16 protein-coding genes are annotated in these 17,792 nt (G+C 70.1%); 12 read left to right on the forward strand and 4 right to left on the reverse strand.

Annotated elements, in window-relative coordinates; all coding sequences use genetic code 11:
* Positions 1 to 53: 53 nt before the first annotated feature.
* From AC07PU_RS15360 to AC07PU_RS15370, 3 genes are read left to right on the forward strand one after another with little or no spacing between them, the layout of a single operon-like run.
* A complete protein-coding gene (locus AC07PU_RS15360) occupies positions 54 to 1,619 on the forward strand; it encodes an ABC transporter ATP-binding protein (RefSeq protein ID WP_495318566.1) in 1,566 nt (521 codons plus the stop codon).
* A gap of 13 nt (positions 1,620 to 1,632) precedes the next feature.
* The gene (locus AC07PU_RS15365; protein WP_495318568.1) at positions 1,633 to 2,301 is read left to right on the forward strand and encodes a cysteine hydrolase family protein; all 669 of its coding nucleotides are present in this window, start codon (positions 1,633 to 1,635) and stop codon (positions 2,299 to 2,301) included.
* Complete coding sequence (locus AC07PU_RS15370) at positions 2,298 to 3,101, forward strand: GntR family transcriptional regulator (RefSeq protein ID WP_093344051.1); 804 nt, start codon at positions 2,298 to 2,300, stop codon at positions 3,099 to 3,101. The genes AC07PU_RS15365 and AC07PU_RS15370 overlap by 4 nt, the downstream gene beginning before the upstream one ends.
* A 30-nt stretch (positions 3,102 to 3,131) precedes the next feature.
* On the opposite strand, the gene AC07PU_RS15375 is transcribed toward AC07PU_RS15370, so the two are convergent.
* From AC07PU_RS15375 to AC07PU_RS15385, 3 genes are all read right to left on the reverse strand, one after another.
* The gene (locus tag AC07PU_RS15375; RefSeq protein WP_296774632.1) at positions 3,132 to 5,750 is read right to left on the reverse strand and encodes a YncE family protein; all 2,619 of its coding nucleotides are present in this window, start codon (positions 5,748 to 5,750) and stop codon (positions 3,132 to 3,134) included.
* A 296-nt stretch (positions 5,751 to 6,046) separates the two neighbouring features.
* A complete protein-coding gene (locus tag AC07PU_RS15380) occupies positions 6,047 to 7,009 on the reverse strand; it encodes a tripartite tricarboxylate transporter substrate binding protein (RefSeq protein WP_208508761.1) in 963 nt (320 codons plus the stop codon).
* Between the two features lie 34 nt (positions 7,010 to 7,043).
* A complete protein-coding gene (locus AC07PU_RS15385; RefSeq protein WP_495318571.1) occupies positions 7,044 to 8,294 on the reverse strand; it encodes a flavin-dependent oxidoreductase in 1,251 nt (416 codons plus the stop codon).
* 72 nt (positions 8,295 to 8,366) lie between these two features.
* On the opposite strand from AC07PU_RS15385, the gene AC07PU_RS15390 reads away from it, so the two are divergent.
* Positions 8,367 to 9,266 (forward strand): LysR family transcriptional regulator, encoded by a 900-nt coding sequence (locus AC07PU_RS15390; protein WP_296774636.1) that lies wholly within the window; start codon positions 8,367 to 8,369, stop codon positions 9,264 to 9,266.
* A 1-nt stretch (position 9,267) separates the two neighbouring features.
* Here AC07PU_RS15390 and AC07PU_RS15395 read toward each other — a convergent pair whose 3' ends face one another.
* Positions 9,268 to 10,173 (reverse strand): LysR family transcriptional regulator, encoded by a 906-nt coding sequence (locus tag AC07PU_RS15395; protein ID WP_413761773.1) that lies wholly within the window; start codon positions 10,171 to 10,173, stop codon positions 9,268 to 9,270.
* Between the two features lie 144 nt (positions 10,174 to 10,317).
* Here AC07PU_RS15395 and AC07PU_RS15400 point away from each other — a divergent pair, with 144 nt between their 5' ends.
* The 8 genes from AC07PU_RS15400 to AC07PU_RS15435 are packed head-to-tail and all read left to right on the forward strand — an operon-like array spanning position 10,318 to position 17,779.
* Positions 10,318 to 11,163 (forward strand): cysteine hydrolase family protein, encoded by an 846-nt coding sequence (locus AC07PU_RS15400; protein ID WP_495318574.1) that lies wholly within the window; start codon positions 10,318 to 10,320, stop codon positions 11,161 to 11,163.
* 1 nt (position 11,164) lies between these two features.
* Positions 11,165 to 12,205 carry an ABC transporter substrate-binding protein gene (locus AC07PU_RS15405; RefSeq protein WP_495318576.1) on the forward strand — a complete coding sequence of 347 codons (1,041 nt, stop codon included), beginning with the start codon at positions 11,165 to 11,167 and terminating at the stop codon, positions 12,203 to 12,205.
* A 38-nt stretch (positions 12,206 to 12,243) separates the two neighbouring features.
* Positions 12,244 to 13,035 (forward strand): SDR family NAD(P)-dependent oxidoreductase, encoded by a 792-nt coding sequence (locus AC07PU_RS15410; RefSeq protein WP_395349350.1) that lies wholly within the window; start codon positions 12,244 to 12,246, stop codon positions 13,033 to 13,035.
* Between the two features lie 17 nt (positions 13,036 to 13,052).
* Positions 13,053 to 14,522 (forward strand): allantoinase AllB, encoded by a 1,470-nt coding sequence (gene allB, locus AC07PU_RS15415; RefSeq protein ID WP_495318578.1) that lies wholly within the window; start codon positions 13,053 to 13,055, stop codon positions 14,520 to 14,522.
* Positions 14,519 to 15,673, forward strand: coding sequence for a cyanuric acid amidohydrolase (atzD, locus tag AC07PU_RS15420; protein WP_495318580.1), 1,155 nt, complete (start codon positions 14,519 to 14,521; stop codon positions 15,671 to 15,673). Before allB ends, atzD begins: the two co-directional genes overlap by 4 nt.
* A gap of 8 nt (positions 15,674 to 15,681) precedes the next feature.
* Entirely contained in the window at positions 15,682 to 16,566 is an 885-nt protein-coding gene (locus tag AC07PU_RS15425; RefSeq protein ID WP_495318582.1) for an ABC transporter ATP-binding protein, read from the forward strand.
* Positions 16,563 to 17,345, forward strand: coding sequence for an ABC transporter permease (locus AC07PU_RS15430; RefSeq protein ID WP_093344073.1), 783 nt, complete (start codon positions 16,563 to 16,565; stop codon positions 17,343 to 17,345). The genes AC07PU_RS15425 and AC07PU_RS15430 overlap by 4 nt, the downstream gene beginning before the upstream one ends.
* Positions 17,346 to 17,362: 17 nt before the next feature.
* Positions 17,363 to 17,779, forward strand: coding sequence for a DUF3830 family protein (locus AC07PU_RS15435; protein WP_203203782.1), 417 nt, complete (start codon positions 17,363 to 17,365; stop codon positions 17,777 to 17,779).
* The last annotated feature ends 13 nt before the right edge of the window (positions 17,780 to 17,792 follow it).

The following is a 17,792-nucleotide window of genomic DNA, read 5'->3' on the forward strand; positions in this document are numbered from 1 at the left end:
TGCACGCGCCCCGAACGAAACCTCTCGGGCGCCAACGAAGCTGGAGCACGGACATGAGCACCCACGCCATCGGCGGCCTCCCCCCAGGCACCGGCGCGCTCGCGCTCGACACCTACCGCCTCACCAAGCGCTTCGGCGCCTTCACCGCGATGGACAGCGTGACCCTGCGGGTGGAACCCGGCAGCGTGCATGCGCTGCTCGGCGAGAACGGCGCGGGCAAGAGCACGCTGGTCAAGTGCGTGGCCGGCTTCCAGCGCGCGGAGGAGGGCAGCATCCTGATCGACGGCCGCGAGCAGGACATCGCCAACCCCATCGTCGCGCGCGCGCTCGGCATCGGCATGGTCTACCAGCACTTCACGCTGGCGCCGGGCATGACCGTGGCCGAGAACCTGCTGCTGGCCGGCGGCCGCACGCCCGCGGTGATCGACTGGAAGGCCAAGCGCGCCGAGCTCGAGGCCTTCCTGGCCACGACGCCGTTCCGCCTCGACCTCGATGCGCGGCCGTCCGAGCTGGCCGCGGGCGAGAAGCAGAAGCTCGAGCTGCTCAAGCAGCTCTACCTGAAGCCGCGCCTGCTGATCCTCGACGAGCCGACCTCGGTGCTCACGCCGCAGGAGGCCGACGAGGTGCTGGGCCATGTGCGCGAGTTCGCGCGCAGCGGGCTGTGCACCGTGCTGATCATCACGCACAAGTTTCGCGAGGTCATGGCCTATGCCGACGGCGTGACGGTGCTGCGGCGCGGCAAGGCCGTGCACCACGGCCGCGTGGCCGACACCAGCCCGGCGTTGCTCGCCGCGACCATGATGGGCGCGCAGCAGACCGCCGTGGCCCCGGCGCAGGCCGCTGCCTCCACGCGCCGCGCGCCGGCCGCCGATGCGCCCGTCGCGCTCGAGGTCGAGGGCCTGCGCGCGCTCGGCGATCGCGGCACGCTCGCGCTGCACGACCTCAGCCTGTCGGTGCGCGCGGGCGAGATCCTCGGCGTGGCGGGTGTCTCGGGCAACGGCCAGCGCGAACTGGTCGAGGCATTGGTCGGCCAGCGCCCGCGGCTCGCGGGCCGGGTGCGCGTGATGGGCACGCCCTACCGCGCAAGCCGCGCCGAGAACCGCGAACTCAAGGTGCGCAGCCTGCCCGAGGAGCCGCTGCGCAACGCCTGCGTGGGCGACCTCAGCGTGGCCGAGAACATGGCGCTGCGCGACTTCGACCGAGCGCCGCTCGCGGCCGGCGGCCTGCTGCGCTTCTCGCGCTGGCGCGCACGGGCGCGCGAATGGATCGCCGAGTACGGCGTCAAGACGCAGGGCGAAGGCGCCCCCATCCGCAGCCTCTCGGGCGGCAACGTGCAGCGCGCCGTGCTCGCGCGCGAACTCGCGGGCGACATCAACGTGCTGATCGCGGCCAACCCCGTGTTCGGCCTCGACTTCGCGGCCGTGGCCGAGATCCATGCGCGCATCGTGCAGGTGCGCGAGAAGGGCGGGGCCGTGCTGCTGGTCAGCGAGGACCTCGACGAGCTGCTCGAGCTGTCGGACCGCATCGTCGTCATGAGCGAGGGCCGCGTGGTCCACGAGACCGCCGCCGCGGGCGCCGAGCGCCACGTGATCGGGGCGCACATGGGCGGTGGGCACTAGAAGGACATCGAACATGCAGATCACGAACGCACTTCCCTTTCCCTACACCTTCGACCCAAAGACCACCGCGCTCGTGCTGATCGACATGCAGCGCGACTTCATCGAGCCCGGCGGCTTCGGCGAGACCCTGGGCAACGACGTCTCGCTGCTCGAGGCCATCGTGCCGGCCACGCAGCGCGTGCTCGCCGCCTGGCGCACGGCCGGCGGCCTCGTCGTCCACACGCGCGAGGCGCACCGGCCCGATCTCTCGGACTGCCCGCCGGCCAAGCGCAACCGAGGCAATCCCACGCTGCGCATCGGCGACGAGGGGCCGATGGGCCGCATCCTCGTGGCCGGCGAGCCCGGCAACCAGATCATCGAGGCGCTCGCGCCCGTGGCCGGCGAGATCGTGATCGACAAGCCCGGCAAGGGGGCCTTCTATGCCACCGAGCTGCACGAACTGTTGCAGGCACGCGGCATCACCCACCTGCTGTTCGGCGGCGTCACCACCGAGGTCTGCGTGCAGACCAGCATGCGCGAGGCCAACGACCGCGGCTACGATGGCCTGCTGCTCGAGGACTGCACCGAGAGCTACTTCCCGGCCTTCAAGGCCGCCACCGTCGAGATGGTGCGCGCCCAGGGCGGCATCGTCGGCTGGACCGCGACCGGCGGCCAGCTCATCGAAGCGCTCGGCGGCGCATGAAGCGCGCCGCAGCGACTACCATTCGCCCCGTGTCGACCATCGCCCGTCCCCGCCACGGCACCGAAGCCGCCGAACCCAGCGCCCCCGCGTCCACGCCCGTGGCCGCCGACGCGGTCGTGTTCCGCACGCGCGCCGACGAGGTCTATGCGCAGCTCAAGCGCGACGTGGCCGAGTTCATCCTCGTGCCGGGCGACCGCTTCACCGAGAACGAGATCAGCGACCGCCTCGGCGTCTCGCGCACGCCGGTGCGCCAGGCGCTGTTCCGACTGCAGCAGGAGGGCTTCGTCGAGGTGCTGTTCCGCAGCGGCTGGCGCGTGCTGCCCTTCGACTTCGAGCAGTTCGAGCAGCTCTACGACCTGCGCATGATCCTGGAGACATCGGCCGTGCACCGCCTGTGCGAGGCCGACCGCCGCGTCGACCGCAGCCTGCTCGACGAGCTCGCGGCCATCTGGCTGGTGCCCGCCGCGCAGCGCAGCACCGACATGGCGCAGGTCGCGGCCTGGGACGAGGCCTTCCACTGCTCGCTGGTCGCGGCCGCGGGCAATGCCGAGATGGCGCGGGTGCACCGCGACGTCACCGACCGCATCCGCATCATCCGCCGCCTCGACTTCACGCAGCAGCCGCGCATCGACGCCACCTACGACGAGCACGCCAAGATCCTCAAGGCCGTGCGCGCCAACCGCGGCGACCAGGCCGCGATGCTGCTGCGCGCCCACATCGAGACCAGCCAGGCCGAGGTGCGCAAGATCACGCTGCACCAGGTGCACCTGGCGCGGCACGCGGGGCGCGCGCCGCGCTGAGTTGATGCACCTGCTTCAGGTGCCGTGCGATTACGGCGCGCCGAGGGGGGCGAACACCATCTGGGGAAGGCTTGTCAGGCCCACGGCCGTCATTCCATCCGGTGTCACCGCCAACTGGCGCCGGAGAAGACCGCCGAACTTGAAGGACTTCAACAGCGTTCCGTTGGCGGAATGGACCCAGACGTCCGCATTCGCAAGTCCGCCATCCACGCCGCATATCACACGGCCGTCCCTGGTGACCTTGACATTGTTGGGATAGGCCTCTCCGCCCGGCAGGCTGGCAATGAACGCCAGACTGATGGGATTCACGGAAGAACAGCGGTAGGGCGCGCCCGACGCGGTGTAGAGAGCGGTGCCGTCCGCATTCACGGCGATATCCTGCCCATTCGCGGCACCGTTGACGGCCCCCGATGCAGTGTTCGTCACCAGCAGGGTGCCGCCACCCATGGCGGAATAGTCGACATCGAACGCGATGAAGCCGGCGGGACTGAAGCCCGTGTCCTGCGCGAAAACCCTCCGGCCGTCGGACGAGGCGGCAAGGACCAGGCGAATGCCGCCGGGCGACAGTGTGTTGATGCTCAGGCCGTCCACGTACGCATTGCCGTCACCCGCGATGACGATGTTTTTGCCGTTGGTGCGGATCGCCAGCAAGCTCAGGTACGGATCGGCGCTCGATATCAGCGGCCAAGCTTCGATCTTCGATGCGGTCGCGAGGTCCACGACGGCGATGGCCTGGCCACCCGTATCCACCGCATAGAGCTTGCTTCCATCGGGTGCAACGGTCATCTCCGCCAGCGAGCCTCCGACGTTGGCGATGCTGCCGACCTTGGTGCCCAGGTGCGCGTTGTAGATATCGATCGACGTGCCACCACTATGCGCGTAGACGTAAGGGCGGATCTTGTCGGCGACGATGTTTGTGTACTCGGCCGGCAGCGTGGTCAAGGCGGTCAATCCACTGGTGGCCTTCCACAACCCGACGTTGATGACCGCGGCAGCCACGTCCGGATTGGATGTCTTCAGCGTGACGGTCGCATAGCTTGTCTGGCCCGTGGGCGCCAGCTTCGGATCCGCAGTGAGCACCAGGCCCGGACTGGTTCCTGTCGTGCCATTGCCCGTCACGGAGAGCCAGGGGGCGCTGGAGGTGGCGGTCCAGGGCAGTGCGCCGCCGAAGTTGTCGGTGACCCGCACCGTTCGCGTGAGCACGGATCCGTCAGGTACGCTGGCGAAACCGATGCCCCACTCGGAGGGAAGCAGTTGCCGCTTGTCCCGATTCAGGACCAGGCTCACAGGCAGCGTGACCGTGTCGCCGTTGACTTTCGCCGTCACGGTCGCGAGGCCGGAATGGGTGCCTGGCGTGATGCCATTGAAGATCGGCGAGAAGCTCAGCGGCGTGCCGTTCGCATCGACGCTGCCGGACGTGGCGGCGGCGTTGACCCAGTTGGGCAGCGGCGTCGAGAGCGTCCAGGGCCACTTGTTGGTGCCCGTGTTCAGGCTCATGGAGAGCGATTGCGCGACCTCATCCCGTCCCTTGGCGCCGCCCAGGATGACTGCCATGGATGGAGCGGACAGCGTGGGCTTCGTGAGCGTGAGCGCGGTGCCCACGGTCTTGCTCGGGTAACCCGCCGAAGCCAGCACGATGCTGCTGGTGTAGTCGCCAGAGGCCAGGTTGGACTTGCTGGCATCGACGCGGGCAGTCAGCGAGCCCGGGGTGGTGCCCGTGCCCGGCTGGAGCAGCAGCCATGGCGAGGCGGCGCTGGCCGTCCAGCTCGCGGGCGTGCCGTTGTCCAGCTCGAAATTCAGTGTTTGTGGCGGGATGGTCGCGCCATTCACCCCGGTGAAGGTGAAGGAGTCGGTGCTGACCTGGAACTGCGTGGCCAGCATTTCGAGCGTGAATCCGACCTTGGCTTCCTGACCGTCGGCGGAACGCACCACCAGCTCATCCTGGTAGATGCCGGCAGTCATGCCCTGCGTGACGAAGCGGGCCTTGAGCGTGGCCGGCAGCTGGCCTTCCGCCTGCGCGACCTTCAGCCAGCTGCTGCTCGTGGTGGCCTTCCAGGTGCCGTCGGGGCCGCCGACGTGGACGTCGACCTCGGGCGGGTTGGCGGCGCCCACATGAACGGTTGCACGCGTACCGGTCGGCGCGAGAGCCGACAGCGGCTTTGGCGTGACCGTGAGGTCGTAGGGAAGCGAAACCGGAGAGCCTGCGTACTGGCCGATGCACGCGATGTCCTTGCACAGGGACACGGAGAACGTGCCTCTGTGGCGGCCTGGCGTCAGGCTGCCAGAGGTATTCAGGGTCGCGGCGAAGGTGACTTTGTCAATGGCGACGAGACGCAGGCCGTCGGCCTGTCTCAGGATCTGCTCGCGATCCAGGACCACTGCATAGACAGGGCCAGTGAACACGTCGGGGTTGGTGACGTTGACTTTCACCACATAGCTGGCGCTGGTGCCGGTCTGTTGGTTACCGGTGAGCGTGGATGGCGAGAAGGTGATGACGGGGTTGGACGCAGGCGTTTCCGGTTGACCCGTGGCGCCGGGAACACCACCCACGAGGCCGGGGAATCCTCCCCCACCGCCGCCGCCTCCACCGCCCCCGCAGGCGGCCAATGCCAGACAAAAGCCAACAATGGCCGTGAATTTCAGCTTCATTCCCTCGCCCCTCTTTTCCTCTGTCGCTCGAAGCCGCGCAGCGATGCATTGACGCATGCACGGCGGTTAATACTTATTCCGCAAAGTATCTCAGCTTTGCGAGCGATCGAAGTCGAGGCGCTGCGCGATGGGCGAGGAGTACGCGAATCGCCAGGCGCGGGCGGGAGCGGTCGCGGGTCGAGGTGCGTGAGAGCGAGTTCGGGGGCGCGAATGCCGGGGCGCTTCGTGCCGAAAGTTGTTGTGCCATCCTCCTTTTGGAGGGGCTGAATCGCGGCGAGGCCGGCCGACCGCGCGGCTCAATCCGCCGTGATGTTCCCCTTCTTCACCACGGCCGCCCAGCGCTGCGCATCCTTCTGGATCAGCGTGCCGAACTCCGCCGGCGTCGAACTCGCGGGCACCATGCCCTGCGACTCGAAGGACTTCGCCACCTCGGGCGACTTCAGCACCGCGGCGATCTCCTTGTTGAGCCGCGCCACCACGTCGGCCGGCGTGCCCTTGGGCGCGAGCACGCCGTACCACATGTCGACGTTGTCGGCGGTCACGCCGGCCTCGGCCAGGGTGGGCACGTCGGGCAGCTGCGGCAGGCGGTGGCTGCTGCCGGTGGCGAGCGCCTTGAGCTTGCCGGCCTGGATGTGCTGCAGCGCGACGTGCACCGGCAGGAACATCGCGTCGATGCGCCCGCCGAGCAGGTCGGTGACGGCGCCCGCGGTGCCCTTGTAGGGCACGTGCAGCAGCTCGGTGCCGGTGCCCTGCATCAGCAGCGCCATCGACAGGTGGTGCGGCGTGCCGACGCCGGGCGTGGCGTAGGTCAGCTGGCCCGGATGCGACTTGGCCGCGGCCACGAGCTGCGCGAGCGTGGTGGCCTTCTGCGTGTTCGGGTTGGTCACCAGCAGCAGCGTGCCCCAGGAGGTCAGCGACACCGGCGTGAAGTCGGCCACCGGGTCGTAGGCCAGCGTCTTGTAGAGGCTCTTGTTCATCACCAGCGTGTTGACCTGCACCATCAGCGTGTAGCCGTCGGGCTTGGCGCGCGCCACCTTCTCGCTGCCGATGTTGCCGCTGGCGCCGGCCACGTTCTCCACCACCACCGGCTGGCCCAGCGCCGCGGGCAGCCGCGCCGAGAGCTGACGCGCGATCAGGTCGATGCCGGTGCCGGGCGTGTAGGGCACGACCAGCGTCACGGCCTGGTCGGGCCAGGCATGGGCGGCCATGGCGCTGGCGGCGGTGAGCAGGGTGGCGAGGGTCTTGGTCAGAAGGCGCATGGTGTCTCCGTGTGCATGTTCTTGTGGGATGGGTTCAAAGGTACGAGGCGCGCTGCTTGAGCGCGGCCGGGTCGTAGCCGGCCACGCGCTTGTAGTGGTCCGAGATCGCCTGCAGCTCCTGCTGCGTCACGATCTCGTCGAGCTTGTCGAAGCGCTTGCCGCCCGAGCGCTCGAACACCTCGCGCAGGATGGTGTCGGGCGGGTTGCTGCGGTTGGTCAGCACCACCTCGGTGGTGGCCTTCACGCGCACTTGGTCGTAGCTCTCGAGCGCGGCCTGGCCGACGCCCTCGCGCTTCATCGCGCCGGCGAGATAACGCGCGTCGATGATCGCCTGGCCCGCGCCGTTGGAGCCACGCGGCACCATCGGGTGCGCGGCGTCGCCCAGCAGCGTGAGGCGGCCGTGGGTCCAGCGCGGCAGCGGGTCCTGGTCGACCATCGGGTACTCGAGGATGGTGTCGGAGGCCTGGATCAGCGCCGGCACGTCGAGCCAGTCGAAATGCCAGTCGGCGAAGGCGGGCAGGAAGTCCTCGAGCCGGCCGGCGCGGCTCCAGTCGCGCATCGCGGGCTGCGGCGCGTGGATCTCGGCCACCCAGTTCACGAGCTGGCGGCCCTGCGCGTCGATGTCGTTGCGGATCGGGTAGATCACCATCTTGCCGACCGTGAGCCAGCCCGCGCGCACCATGCTGCCGCCCGACAGGAACGGCTGCCAAGCGGCCGTGCCGCGCCACATGTTGATGCCCGAGTAGCGCGGCGCGCCCTCGTTGGGATAGAGCTGCTTGCGCAGCGCCGAGTGGATGCCGTCGCAGCCGATCGCCACCGCGCCGCGCACCGGCGCGCGGCCGTCGGCGAAATGCACCGTCACGCCCGCGTCGTCCTGCTCGATGCCGGTGCAGCGGTGGCCGCAGCGCACGCTGTCGGGGCCGAGGCGCCTCAGCGTCTCCTCGAGCAGCACGGTCTGCAGGTCGCCGCGGTGGATCGAGTACTGCGGCCAGTCGTAGCCCGCATGCCGGCCCGCGGGTTCGCGGAACACCAACTGGCCGTGCTCGGTGAAGAACACGGCTTCCTGCGTGCGCACGCCGACCCGGTCGAGCGCCTCGAGCAGGCCCAGCTCGGACAGCTCGCGCACCGCGTGCGGCAGCAGGTTGATGCCCACGCCCAGCGGGCGCAGCTCGGGCACGGCCTCGTAGACGCGGCAGGCGATGCCGGCCTGGTGCAGGCTCAGCGCGAGGGTCAGGCCGCCGATGCCGGCGCCCAGGATGATGACTTCGTTGGATGCGGTGCTCATGGGGGCCGTATTGGGACCTGAAACGAGCCATAGGGGAAATTTAGATGTGATATGGATTTATCATGAATCCTTATGAACCTGAGCACGCGCCAGATGCGCGCCTTCCTGCAGGTGGCGCGCATCGGCAACTTCACGCGCGCGGCCGAGCAGGCGCACATCACCCAGGCCGGCCTGAGCATCCTGATCCGCGAAATGGAGAAGCAGCTCGGCTGCCGCCTGTTCGACCGCACCACGCGCATGGTGAGCCTCACGCCGGCCGGCCGGCGCCTGCTGCCGGTGGTGGAGCGGCTGCTGACCGACCTCGACGACGTGGCGGCCGAGCTCGGCGCCGAGGGCGACGCGGCGCGCCAGACCCTGCGCATCGCGGCCACGCCGCTGGTGTCCTCGCACCTGCTGCCCTGGGTCTTCGCGAGCTTTCGCGAGGCGCATCCGCAGGTCGCGCTGCGGCTGTTCGATGCCGACCTGCGCGACGTCGAGGCGATGGTGGAGGCGGGCGATGCCGACCTCGGCCTGGGCTTCTTCTTCAGGGCCGCGCCCAGCCTCGACCGCACGCCCGTGGGCCGCTTCGAGCTGATGCGCGTGACGCAGGCCGCGGCCGATGGCGAGCCGGTCGGCAGCGCGCCCTGGTCGGCGCTGCGCGGCGCCGCGCTGATCGGCCTGCCGCCCGGCAACCCGATCCAGAAGGTGATCGACCGCCAGCTCGGCGAGATGGGCCTGGCCGACGCGCAGCGGCCCGCCTTCAACTTCTTCGGCACGCTGATCTCGATGGTCGAGGCCGGCTTCGGCACCGCCGTGATGCCCACCTTCGCGCTCGCGGCCTGCCGCCGCCACCGCGTGCGGACCGACGTGCTCGTGAAGCCGCGCGTGGGCATGGACTTCTTCCGCGTGACCAAGCGCGGCGCGCACGAGACCGAGGCGCTGCGCGCCTTCAGCGAGACGCTGAGGAAGGCGCTGCCGGCGCTCTCGCACTGAGTCAGTCGAGCGCCGCCAGCCGTTTCCCCAGGAACTCCGCGAACGCATAGGCGATCACCGGCAGCTGCCGCCCGCGCAGGTTCGCGAGCACCAGCTCGCCGCGCGGAAAGCCGCGGTCCTCGATCTCGCGCACCACCACCTCGCGGTCGTCGGGCAGCGCGCCGATCGCCATCTGGAACGAGATCGAGCGCCGGTCGTAGACGCAGCCGCGCAGGAACTCGAAGCTGTTGCTCTCCACCATGGCGTCGATGCGTATCGAGCTGCGCGCGAGGAAGCGCTCGATCAGCTGGCGCCCGCCGGTGTCGCGGTTGGGCAGCACCACCGGGTACTCGGCGCAGTCGCGCAGCCGCACGCCGGTGGCCGTGCCGGTGGCGATGGCCAGCGGATGGCGCGCATGCATCAGCGCCATCAGCCGCTGCTCGACCGAGGTCAGGCGCTCGATGTCGCTCTCGGGCGCGAGGTTGAACACCAGCGCGAGGTCGGTGCCGAAGCTGCGCAGCGCCTCGGCGGCCTGCACGTGGTCGCCGATGCGCACCTCGAAGGCCACCAGCGGATGGCTCCGGCGGAAGTCGTGGATCGCCGCGGGCAGGAAGCGCGGCGCCAGCGCCTGGCTCGCCACCACCCGCACCGTGCCGCGGCGCAGCCCCTTGAGCTCCTCGATCTCGGAGCGCACGCGCTCGAGGTCGGCCGCGCGCCCGCGCACATAGCGCATGAACAGCTCGCCCGCGGTGGTCAGCCGCATGCCGCGCGGCAGCCGCTCGAAGATCGGCGTGCCGAGCTCCTCCTCGATGTCCTGGATGCGGCGGTTCACGGCCGAGGGCGCGACATGCAGCCGTTCGGCGGCCTGGCGGATCGAGCCCGCGCGGGCGACCTCGTCGGCATAGCGCAGGAAGCGCAGGTGGTTCATGGTGGATCGCTGGTCAAAGGGATGTGGCCGCGACCGGTTGCATGATCCGGGCCATGGCTGCGTTGCCGTTGCGGCAACGCAGGGTCCGCGAAACGGTATGGATTCGGAGCACCTTCTGGCACGGTGACTGCGTGGTGGTCGGGCATGAAACGCCGATCCGATATCCCGCGCACCAAAGACGAACAGCCGGCACGCTTCGGCCCCGCCGCGCACAACGCCTGGACGCTCGACGCGCAGGGCGTGAGCCTGGTGCGCGCACCAAGGCGACCCGTTCCGGTGCGCATCGATGCGCAGCCGCAGCCGGTGCAGTTCGACCTCGCGCGCAGCGCGCTCGTGGTGGTCGACATGCAGAACGACTTCTGCCACCCCGAGGGCTGGTTCGCGCAGAAGGGCCTGGGCACGAAGGCCGCGCGCAAGCCCATTCCCGTCATCGCGCGCCTGTTGCCCGCCTGGCGCGCGGCCGGCGGCGTGGTGGTGTGGCTCAACTGGGGCATCCGCGCCGACGCGCGCAACCTCAGCCCGACCATCCACTTCAAGGGCAAGCGCAGCGCCGACGGCGTGGGCTATGCCGAGCGCTCGCCGATCGACCGCGGCCCCTCGCTGGTGCGCGGCGAGTGGGGCGCGCGCGTGGTCGACGAACTCGAGGTCGCCGCCACCGACATCACCGTGCACAAGCATCGCCTGAGCGGCTTCTGGGACAACGAGTTCGACAGCCTGCTGCGCCAGCAGGGCATCACCACCTTGCTGTTCGCCGGCATCAACACCGACCGCTGCGTGTTCTCCACGCTGCAGGACGCGGCCTTCCTCGGCTACGACTGCGTGCTGCTGAAGGACGCCTGCAACACGCCGTCGCCGGCCTACGTCACGCGCGGCATCCATTTCATCGTGCAGCAGCTGCACGGCTTCGTCGCCACGGCCGAAGCGCTCATGGCCTCGCTGCCGAAGCGTTCGCGCCGCACCGCATCCACCCCGCCCCACCAGGAGTCCTGACATGTCCCTCTTCCGCCTCCCCATGCCCGCGCTGCTCTCGGCCTGCGCGTTCGCACTGGCCGTCACCGGCGCCGCCGCCCAGACCTCGGTCAAGATGGTCCTCAACTGGAAGTACGAAGGCGCGCAGGCCTGGTTCTTCACCGCGCAGGACAAGGGCTACTTCAAGGCCGAGGGCCTCGACGTCGAGATCGACCAGGGCGAGGGCTCGGCCGCCTCGATCCCGAAGGTGGCCGCGGGCGCCTACCAGGCCGGCTTCGGCGACGTGAACGCGCTGATCGACCTGGCCTCCAAGCGCCCGGCCGATGCGCCGGTGGCGGTCTACATGCTCTACAACACGCCGCCCTTCACGCTGGTGGTGAAGCAGGACAGCCCGATCCGCGCGCCCAAGGACCTCGAGGGCAAGACCATCGGCGGCCCGGCCAACGACGGCGCGCTCAAGCTGTTCCCGGCCTTCGCGAAGATCGCCAACGTCGACGCCGCCAAGGTCAACATCACCAACATGGCGCCCAACCTGCGCGAGCAGATGCTGAGCCGCGGCCAGATCGACGCCGCCTTCGGCTACGTGACCACCGTGAGCTTCAGCGCCAAGGCCATGGGCCTCGATCCCGCGAAGGACCTGCGCTTCATCCGCTACGGCGACCACGGCATGGACCTCTATTCGAACGCCGTGTTCTTCTCGCGCGCCTTCGTGAAGGACAACCCGAAGGCGGTGCAGGGCTTCGTGAAGGCGCTCAACCGCGCGATCAAGGACGTGATCGCCGATCCCGATGCCGGCGTGGCCGCGGTGATGAAGCGCGAGCCGCTGCTCAAGCGCGAGGTCGAGAAGGAGAAGCTGCTCGCCACCCTGCGCAACGACATGAGCCATCCCGAGATCGCGCGCATCGGCCTGGGAGACATCGACGAGGCGCGCATGCAGCGCGCGATCGAGATCGTGGCCGATGCCAACAAGCTGCCGCGCAAGCCCACGGTGGCCGAGGTCTTCGACCGCGGCTTCCTGCCCGCGCGCGCCGAGCGGCCCTCGAGCCTGGACCGCCAACCCTGAACCCCGCCACAACGACACGAACAGAGAAAGACACGAACATGGACCTGCAACTCAAGGACAAGGTGGCGCTCATCACCGGCCCCGCCAAGGGCATGGGGCGCGCCGTGACGCTGGCCTTCGCGCGCGAAGGCGCGAAGCTGGTGCTGGCCGGCCGCGACACCGCCGCCATCGAGCCCGTGGCCGCCGAGGCGCGCGCGCTCGGCGTGGCCGCCATCGTGGTGCCCTGCGATCTCACGAAGAGCGCCCAGACCGAGGCGCTGGCCGCGCATGCGCTCGAGGCCTTCGGCCGCATCGACATCCTGGTCAACGTGGCCGGCGGCTCGGGCCCGATCGGCAAGACCGGCTGGGAGACCACGAGCGAGGAGTTCGACGAGATCGTGCAGCTCAACATGACGGGCTGCTTCAACACCATGCACGCGGTGCTGCCCTCGATGATCGAGCGCAAGAGCGGCAAGGTGGTCAACGTCGGCGGCACCTTCGGCATGCGCGGGCGCGCCGGCCGGCTCGCCTACTCGGCCTCGAAGTGGGGACTGCGCGGCATCACCAAGAGCTTCGCGCTCGAGGCCGGCCCGCACGGCATCAACGTCAACTGCGTCGCGCCGGGCATGGTCGACGGGCCGCGCTTTCGCGAGAAGGTGTGCGCCAACATGGCCGAGAAGCTGGGCATCACGCTCGAGGAGGCGATGACGCGCCATGCGGCCGACTACGCGCTGCGCCGTGTCTCCACCGACGCCGACGTGGCCAACGCCTGCCTGTTCATGGCCAGCGAGGTCTCGCGCCAGATCACCGGCGTCGACCTGCCGGTCGATGGCGGCTGGGCCATGCTCTGAACGCGGGGGAACGAACCATGAAGGAAGTCGACCTCGTCATCCGCGGCGCCCAGGTGGTGTCGCCGGACCGCATCTTCGAAGCCGCCGTCGCGATCGCCGGCGAGCGCATCGTGGCCGTGGGCCACGACGACACCATGCCGAGCGCGCGCGAGGAGATGCGCGCCGACGGCCTGCACCTGCTGCCGGGCGCCATCGACAGCCATGTGCATTTCCGCGACCCCGGCTATCCGAACAAGGAGACCTGGAAGACCGGCTCGGCGGCCGCGGCGCTCGGCGGCGTGACCACCGTGTTCGAGATGCCCAACACCAACCCGCCGACCGGTACCGTCGAGGCGCTGCGCCTCAAGCAGAAGGCGGCCGAGTCCTCGTACGTGGACTTCGGCATCCACGGCCTGCTCGGCGACGACACCGTCGAGCGGCTCGAGGAACTGCTCGAGGCCGGCGTGACCAGCTTCAAGGCCTTCGTCGGCAACACCTTCGGCAACCTGCCCGCACCCACCGACGGCGCGCTGCTCGAGGGCTTCGAGAAGCTCGCGCCGCTGGGCATCCGCACCGTGGTGCATGCCGAGAACTCCTCGATCCTGTTCCGGCGCCAGAAGAAGATGCAGGCGGCCGGGCGCATCGACGCGATGGCGCACCTGGCGGCGCGGCCCGCGGTGGCCGAGATCGAGGCCATCGGCCGCGTGCTCACCCTGGCCGAATGGACCGGCGCGCGCGTGCACATCGCGCACCACAGCGCGGCCGATTCGCTCTACCTGCTGCGCGCGGCGCGCGCGCGCGGCGTCGACGTGACGGCCGAGACCTGCCCGCAGTACCTGCTGCTCAACACCGACCACATGCGCACGCTCGGCGGCGTGATGCGGCTGAACCCGCCGATCCGCGAGCCGCGCCACAACCAGCCGCTGTGGGACGCGCTGATGGACGGCACGCTCGACATGATCGCCACCGACCACGCGCCGCACGCGCCCGAGGAGAAGACGCGCGAGAGCATCTGGGACTGCGACTGCGGCTTCCCGGGCGTGGAGACGCAGATGCCGCTGATGCTGACCGAGGTCAACCGCGGCCGCGCCTCGCTGATGGACTACGTGCGCTGGAGTTCGGTCAACCCGGCCAAGGCCTGGGGCCTGTACGGCACCAAGGGCGTGATCGCGCCGGGCGCGCATGCCGACATCGCCTTCGTCGACATGAATCGCGCGGGCGTGCTGTCGCAGAACAAGCTGCAGAGCATCAGCAAGATCTCGCCGTGGAACGGGCGCGCGGTGCGCGGCTATCCGCTGCACACCCTGCTGCGCGGGCGCTTCGTGATGCGCGACGGCCGGCTGGTGGCCGAGGCCGCGGGCTGGGGCCGCTCGGTGAAGGGCGTGCAGCGCATGCCGCTGGCCAAGCCGCGCAACACCGAGCACTACAGCAGCGCGATCCTCGAGACGCCGCCGGGCGTGCCCGCGAATGCGGTGCCGGTCGGCGAGATCGACTGGAACGCGGCATGAGCGGCGGCCGTATCCAGGAAGTGCGCGTCTGGCGCATCCCGTGCAGCGGGCCCGGCGACCTGCGCGGCGCGCGAGCCTTGATCGAGGCGGGCGAGCTCGTGCCCTCCGAGATCGTCGCGGTGATGGGCAAGACCGAGGGCAACGGCTGCGTCAACGACTTCACGCGCGAGTACGCCTCCGCGGCCTGGTGCCAGCTGCTCGCGGGCGCGCTCGGCTGCACGCCCGAGGCCGTGCACCGCCAGGTGGCGCTCGTGATGTCGGGCGGCACCGAGGGCGTGCTCTCGCCGCACTTCACCGTGTTCGCGCGGCGCTGGCGCGACGAGGCAGCGCCCACGCATGGCGAGAAGCGGCTGGTGGTGGGCGTGGCGCACACGCGCGACTTCCTGCCCGAGGAGATGGGCCGCGCCGCGCAGATCGACGCCACCGCCGAGGCCGTGGCCGCGGCGATGCGCGACGCGGGCATCGACGGCACGCACGACGTGCACTTCGTGCAGGTCAAGTGCCCGCTCTTGACCTCGGCCAAGGTGGCGGCCGCGCTCGCGCGCGGTGCCGCACCGGTCACGCACGACAGCTACGAGTCGATGGGCTACTCGCGCGGCGCCTCGGCGCTCGGCGTGGCGGTGGCGCTCGGCGAGGTGGCGCGCGCCGATATCGGCGACGCCAGCGTGATGGCCGACTGGAGCGCCTACTCGGCGCGCGCCTCGGCCTCGGCCGGCATCGAGCTCGAGGGCAACGTGGTCATCGTGCTCGGCGAGGCGCGCGCCAGCGCCTCGGCGCTGCGCATCGCCCATGGCGTGATGCGCGACGCGATCGACGGCCACAGCGTGCGTGCGCTGCTGCGCGATGCCTTCGGCCTCGATGCCGAGCGCGATGCGCAGGCCGTCTCGCGCCGGCTCGTGAACCTGCTCGCCAAGGCCGAGGCCAGCCCCGACGGCCGCGTGCGCGGCGAGCGCCACACCATGCTCAACGACTCCGACATCCATGCCACGCGCCATGCGCGCGCGGTGGTCGGCGGCGTGCTGGCCTCGCTGGCCGGCCACACCGCGCTCTATGTCTCGGGCGGCGCGGAGCACCAGGGGCCCGCGGGCGGCGGTCCGGTGGCCGCGATCGTGCGCGTCGAGGACGCGCACGCGTCCTCTCCTTCTTCCTGAAAGCGACCATGGAACGAGCCTTCATCCAACTGTCGGACGTGATGCTGCGCTACGGCGGCGGCACCATCGCGCTGGACCACACCACGCTGGGCATCGACAAGGGCGACTTCGTCGCGCTGGTCGGCCCCAGCGGCTGCGGCAAGTCGACCATCCTCAAGCTGGTGGCCGGGCTGCTGCGGCCCAGCGCCGGCGCCGTGATCGCGGGCGGGCGCGAGGTGGGCGCCGTGGGCGTGCGCACGCCCGCGGGCAGCCATGCCTCGGCCGCGCCGCGGCTGCGCATCGGCCTCGCGTTCCAGAACCCGACCATGCTGCCCTGGCTCACGATCCGCGAGAACGTGATGATCCCGCTGAAGATCGTCGAGCCGTTTCGCCAGGACTACCGACGCAAGAAGCGCGGCGAATACGCCGAGCGCGCCGACGCGCTGCTGGCCCAGGTCGGCTTGAAGGGCTTCGGCGACAAGCGGCCCTGGCAGCTCTCGGGCGGCATGCTGCAGCGCGCCTCGCTGTGCCGCGCGCTGGTGCACGAGCCCGAGCTGCTGCTGCTCGACGAGCCCTTCGGCGCGCTCGACCAGTTCACGCGCGAGGAACTGTGGGACATCATGCAGTCGCTGTGGATCGCGCGCAGGCCCACGGTGCTGCTGGTGACGCATGACTTGCGCGAGTCGGCCTACCTGGCCAACCGCATCTGCGTGATGAGCGCGCGGCCGGGGCGCATCCTCGAGACGCGCGAGGTCGGCTTCGCGCGGCCGCGCACGCTCGAGAGCAGCTACGCGAGCGAATTCGCGGCGCTGGTGCAGCAGCTGCGCATGCGCATCGCGCAGGCGCGCCGCGGCGGCGACGCGGTGCCCGAGGCCGTGGCGGCCGAACCACTGGTCGCGGAGGTGGCGGCATGAACGCGATCTCCCCCGTGCTGCGCCAGCGCCTGCTGTCGACCGGCGCGCTGCTCGGCTTCTTCGTGCTGTGGGAGCTGGCCTGCCTGGCCGGCGGCATCTCCGACCTGGTGCTGCCGCGGCCGAGCCAGATCGCCCATGTGCTGCTCGAGAAGATGCCGCTGCTGTGGCCGCACACCGTGCAGACGCTCTACACCACGCTCGCGGGCTTCGTGCTGGGCGTGGCCGCGGGCGTGCTGATCGGCGTGGCCATCGGTTCCTCGAAGCTGGCCTATGACGTGACCTATCCGCTGCTGGTGGGCTTCTCGAGCATCCCGAAGGTGGCGGTGGTGCCGCTGTTCGTGGTGTGGTTCGGGGCCGGCACCGTGCCCGCGATCCTGACCTCGATGGTCATCAGCATCTTCCCGGTGGTGGTCAACGTGGCCACCGGCCTCGCGAGCACCGAGCCCGAGCTCGAGGACGTGCTGCGCGTGCTCGGCGCGCGCAAGCGCGACATTCTCTGGAACGTGGGCCTGCCGCGCACGCTGCCCTACCTGTTCGCCTCGCTCAAGATCGCGATCACGCTGGCCTTCGTGGGCACGGTGCTCAGCGAGACCGTGGCGGCCAACAAGGGCATCGGCACCGTGATGATGATCGCCAGCGGCAACTTCGACGTGCCGATGGTGTTCGCGGGCCTGTTCCTGCTCGCGGCGATGGGCGTGCTGCTGTATGCGGTGTCGGCCCTCGTCGAACGGCGCATGACGGGCTGGGCCCAGCGCAAGACCGACATGGCCATGGCCTGAACCAGGGACGACCTCCAATGACTTCCACACGCATCCTCATCACCGCGGGCGACCTGCGCTTCGTCGCCCAGACCCATCCCGACGCGCCTCTCACCGTGGCCGCGTTCTCGAAGCTCTTGCCCTACCGGCAGAAGCTGATCCACGTGCGCTGGAGCGGCGAGGGCTGCTGGGTGCCGCTGGGCGACTTCCAGCTCGGCGTGGGCTTCGAGAACCACACCAGCCATCCCTCGGTGGGCGACATCCTGTTCTACCCGGGCGGCTACAGCGAGACCGAGATCATCCTGGCCTATGGCGCCTGCAGCTTCTCGAGCCGCATGGGCCAGCTCGCGGGCAACCATTTCCTGAGCATCGTCGAGGGGCGCGAGCAGTTGCGCGAACTCGGCCGGCGGGTGCTGTGGGAGGGCGCGCAGGACGTGCGCTTCGAGGCCGCCTGAATCCCACGCAAGA

It is taken from the genome of Variovorax sp. GW821-FHT10D07 (assembly GCF_059415325.1).

Coding starts and splice junctions, on each gene's coding strand:
- AC07PU_RS15360 (WP_495318566.1), top strand. CDS start 54: ATGAGCACCCACGCCATCGGCGGCCTCCCCCCAGGCACCGGCGCGCTC.
- AC07PU_RS15365 (WP_495318568.1), top strand. CDS start 1,633: ATGCAGATCACGAACGCACTTCCCTTTCCCTACACCTTCGACCCAAAG.
- AC07PU_RS15370 (WP_093344051.1), top strand. CDS start 2,298: ATGAAGCGCGCCGCAGCGACTACCATTCGCCCCGTGTCGACCATCGCC.
- AC07PU_RS15375 (WP_296774632.1), bottom strand. CDS start 5,750: ATGAAGCTGAAATTCACGGCCATTGTTGGCTTTTGTCTGGCATTGGCC.
- AC07PU_RS15380 (WP_208508761.1), bottom strand. CDS start 7,009: ATGCGCCTTCTGACCAAGACCCTCGCCACCCTGCTCACCGCCGCCAGC.
- AC07PU_RS15385 (WP_495318571.1), bottom strand. CDS start 8,294: ATGAGCACCGCATCCAACGAAGTCATCATCCTGGGCGCCGGCATCGGC.
- AC07PU_RS15390 (WP_296774636.1), top strand. CDS start 8,367: ATGAACCTGAGCACGCGCCAGATGCGCGCCTTCCTGCAGGTGGCGCGC.
- AC07PU_RS15395 (WP_413761773.1), bottom strand. CDS start 10,173: ATGAACCACCTGCGCTTCCTGCGCTATGCCGACGAGGTCGCCCGCGCG.
- AC07PU_RS15400 (WP_495318574.1), top strand. CDS start 10,318: ATGAAACGCCGATCCGATATCCCGCGCACCAAAGACGAACAGCCGGCA.
- AC07PU_RS15405 (WP_495318576.1), top strand. CDS start 11,165: ATGTCCCTCTTCCGCCTCCCCATGCCCGCGCTGCTCTCGGCCTGCGCG.
- AC07PU_RS15410 (WP_395349350.1), top strand. CDS start 12,244: ATGGACCTGCAACTCAAGGACAAGGTGGCGCTCATCACCGGCCCCGCC.
- allB (WP_495318578.1), top strand. CDS start 13,053: ATGAAGGAAGTCGACCTCGTCATCCGCGGCGCCCAGGTGGTGTCGCCG.
- atzD (WP_495318580.1), top strand. CDS start 14,519: ATGAGCGGCGGCCGTATCCAGGAAGTGCGCGTCTGGCGCATCCCGTGC.
- AC07PU_RS15425 (WP_495318582.1), top strand. CDS start 15,682: ATGGAACGAGCCTTCATCCAACTGTCGGACGTGATGCTGCGCTACGGC.
- AC07PU_RS15430 (WP_093344073.1), top strand. CDS start 16,563: ATGAACGCGATCTCCCCCGTGCTGCGCCAGCGCCTGCTGTCGACCGGC.
- AC07PU_RS15435 (WP_203203782.1), top strand. CDS start 17,363: ATGACTTCCACACGCATCCTCATCACCGCGGGCGACCTGCGCTTCGTC.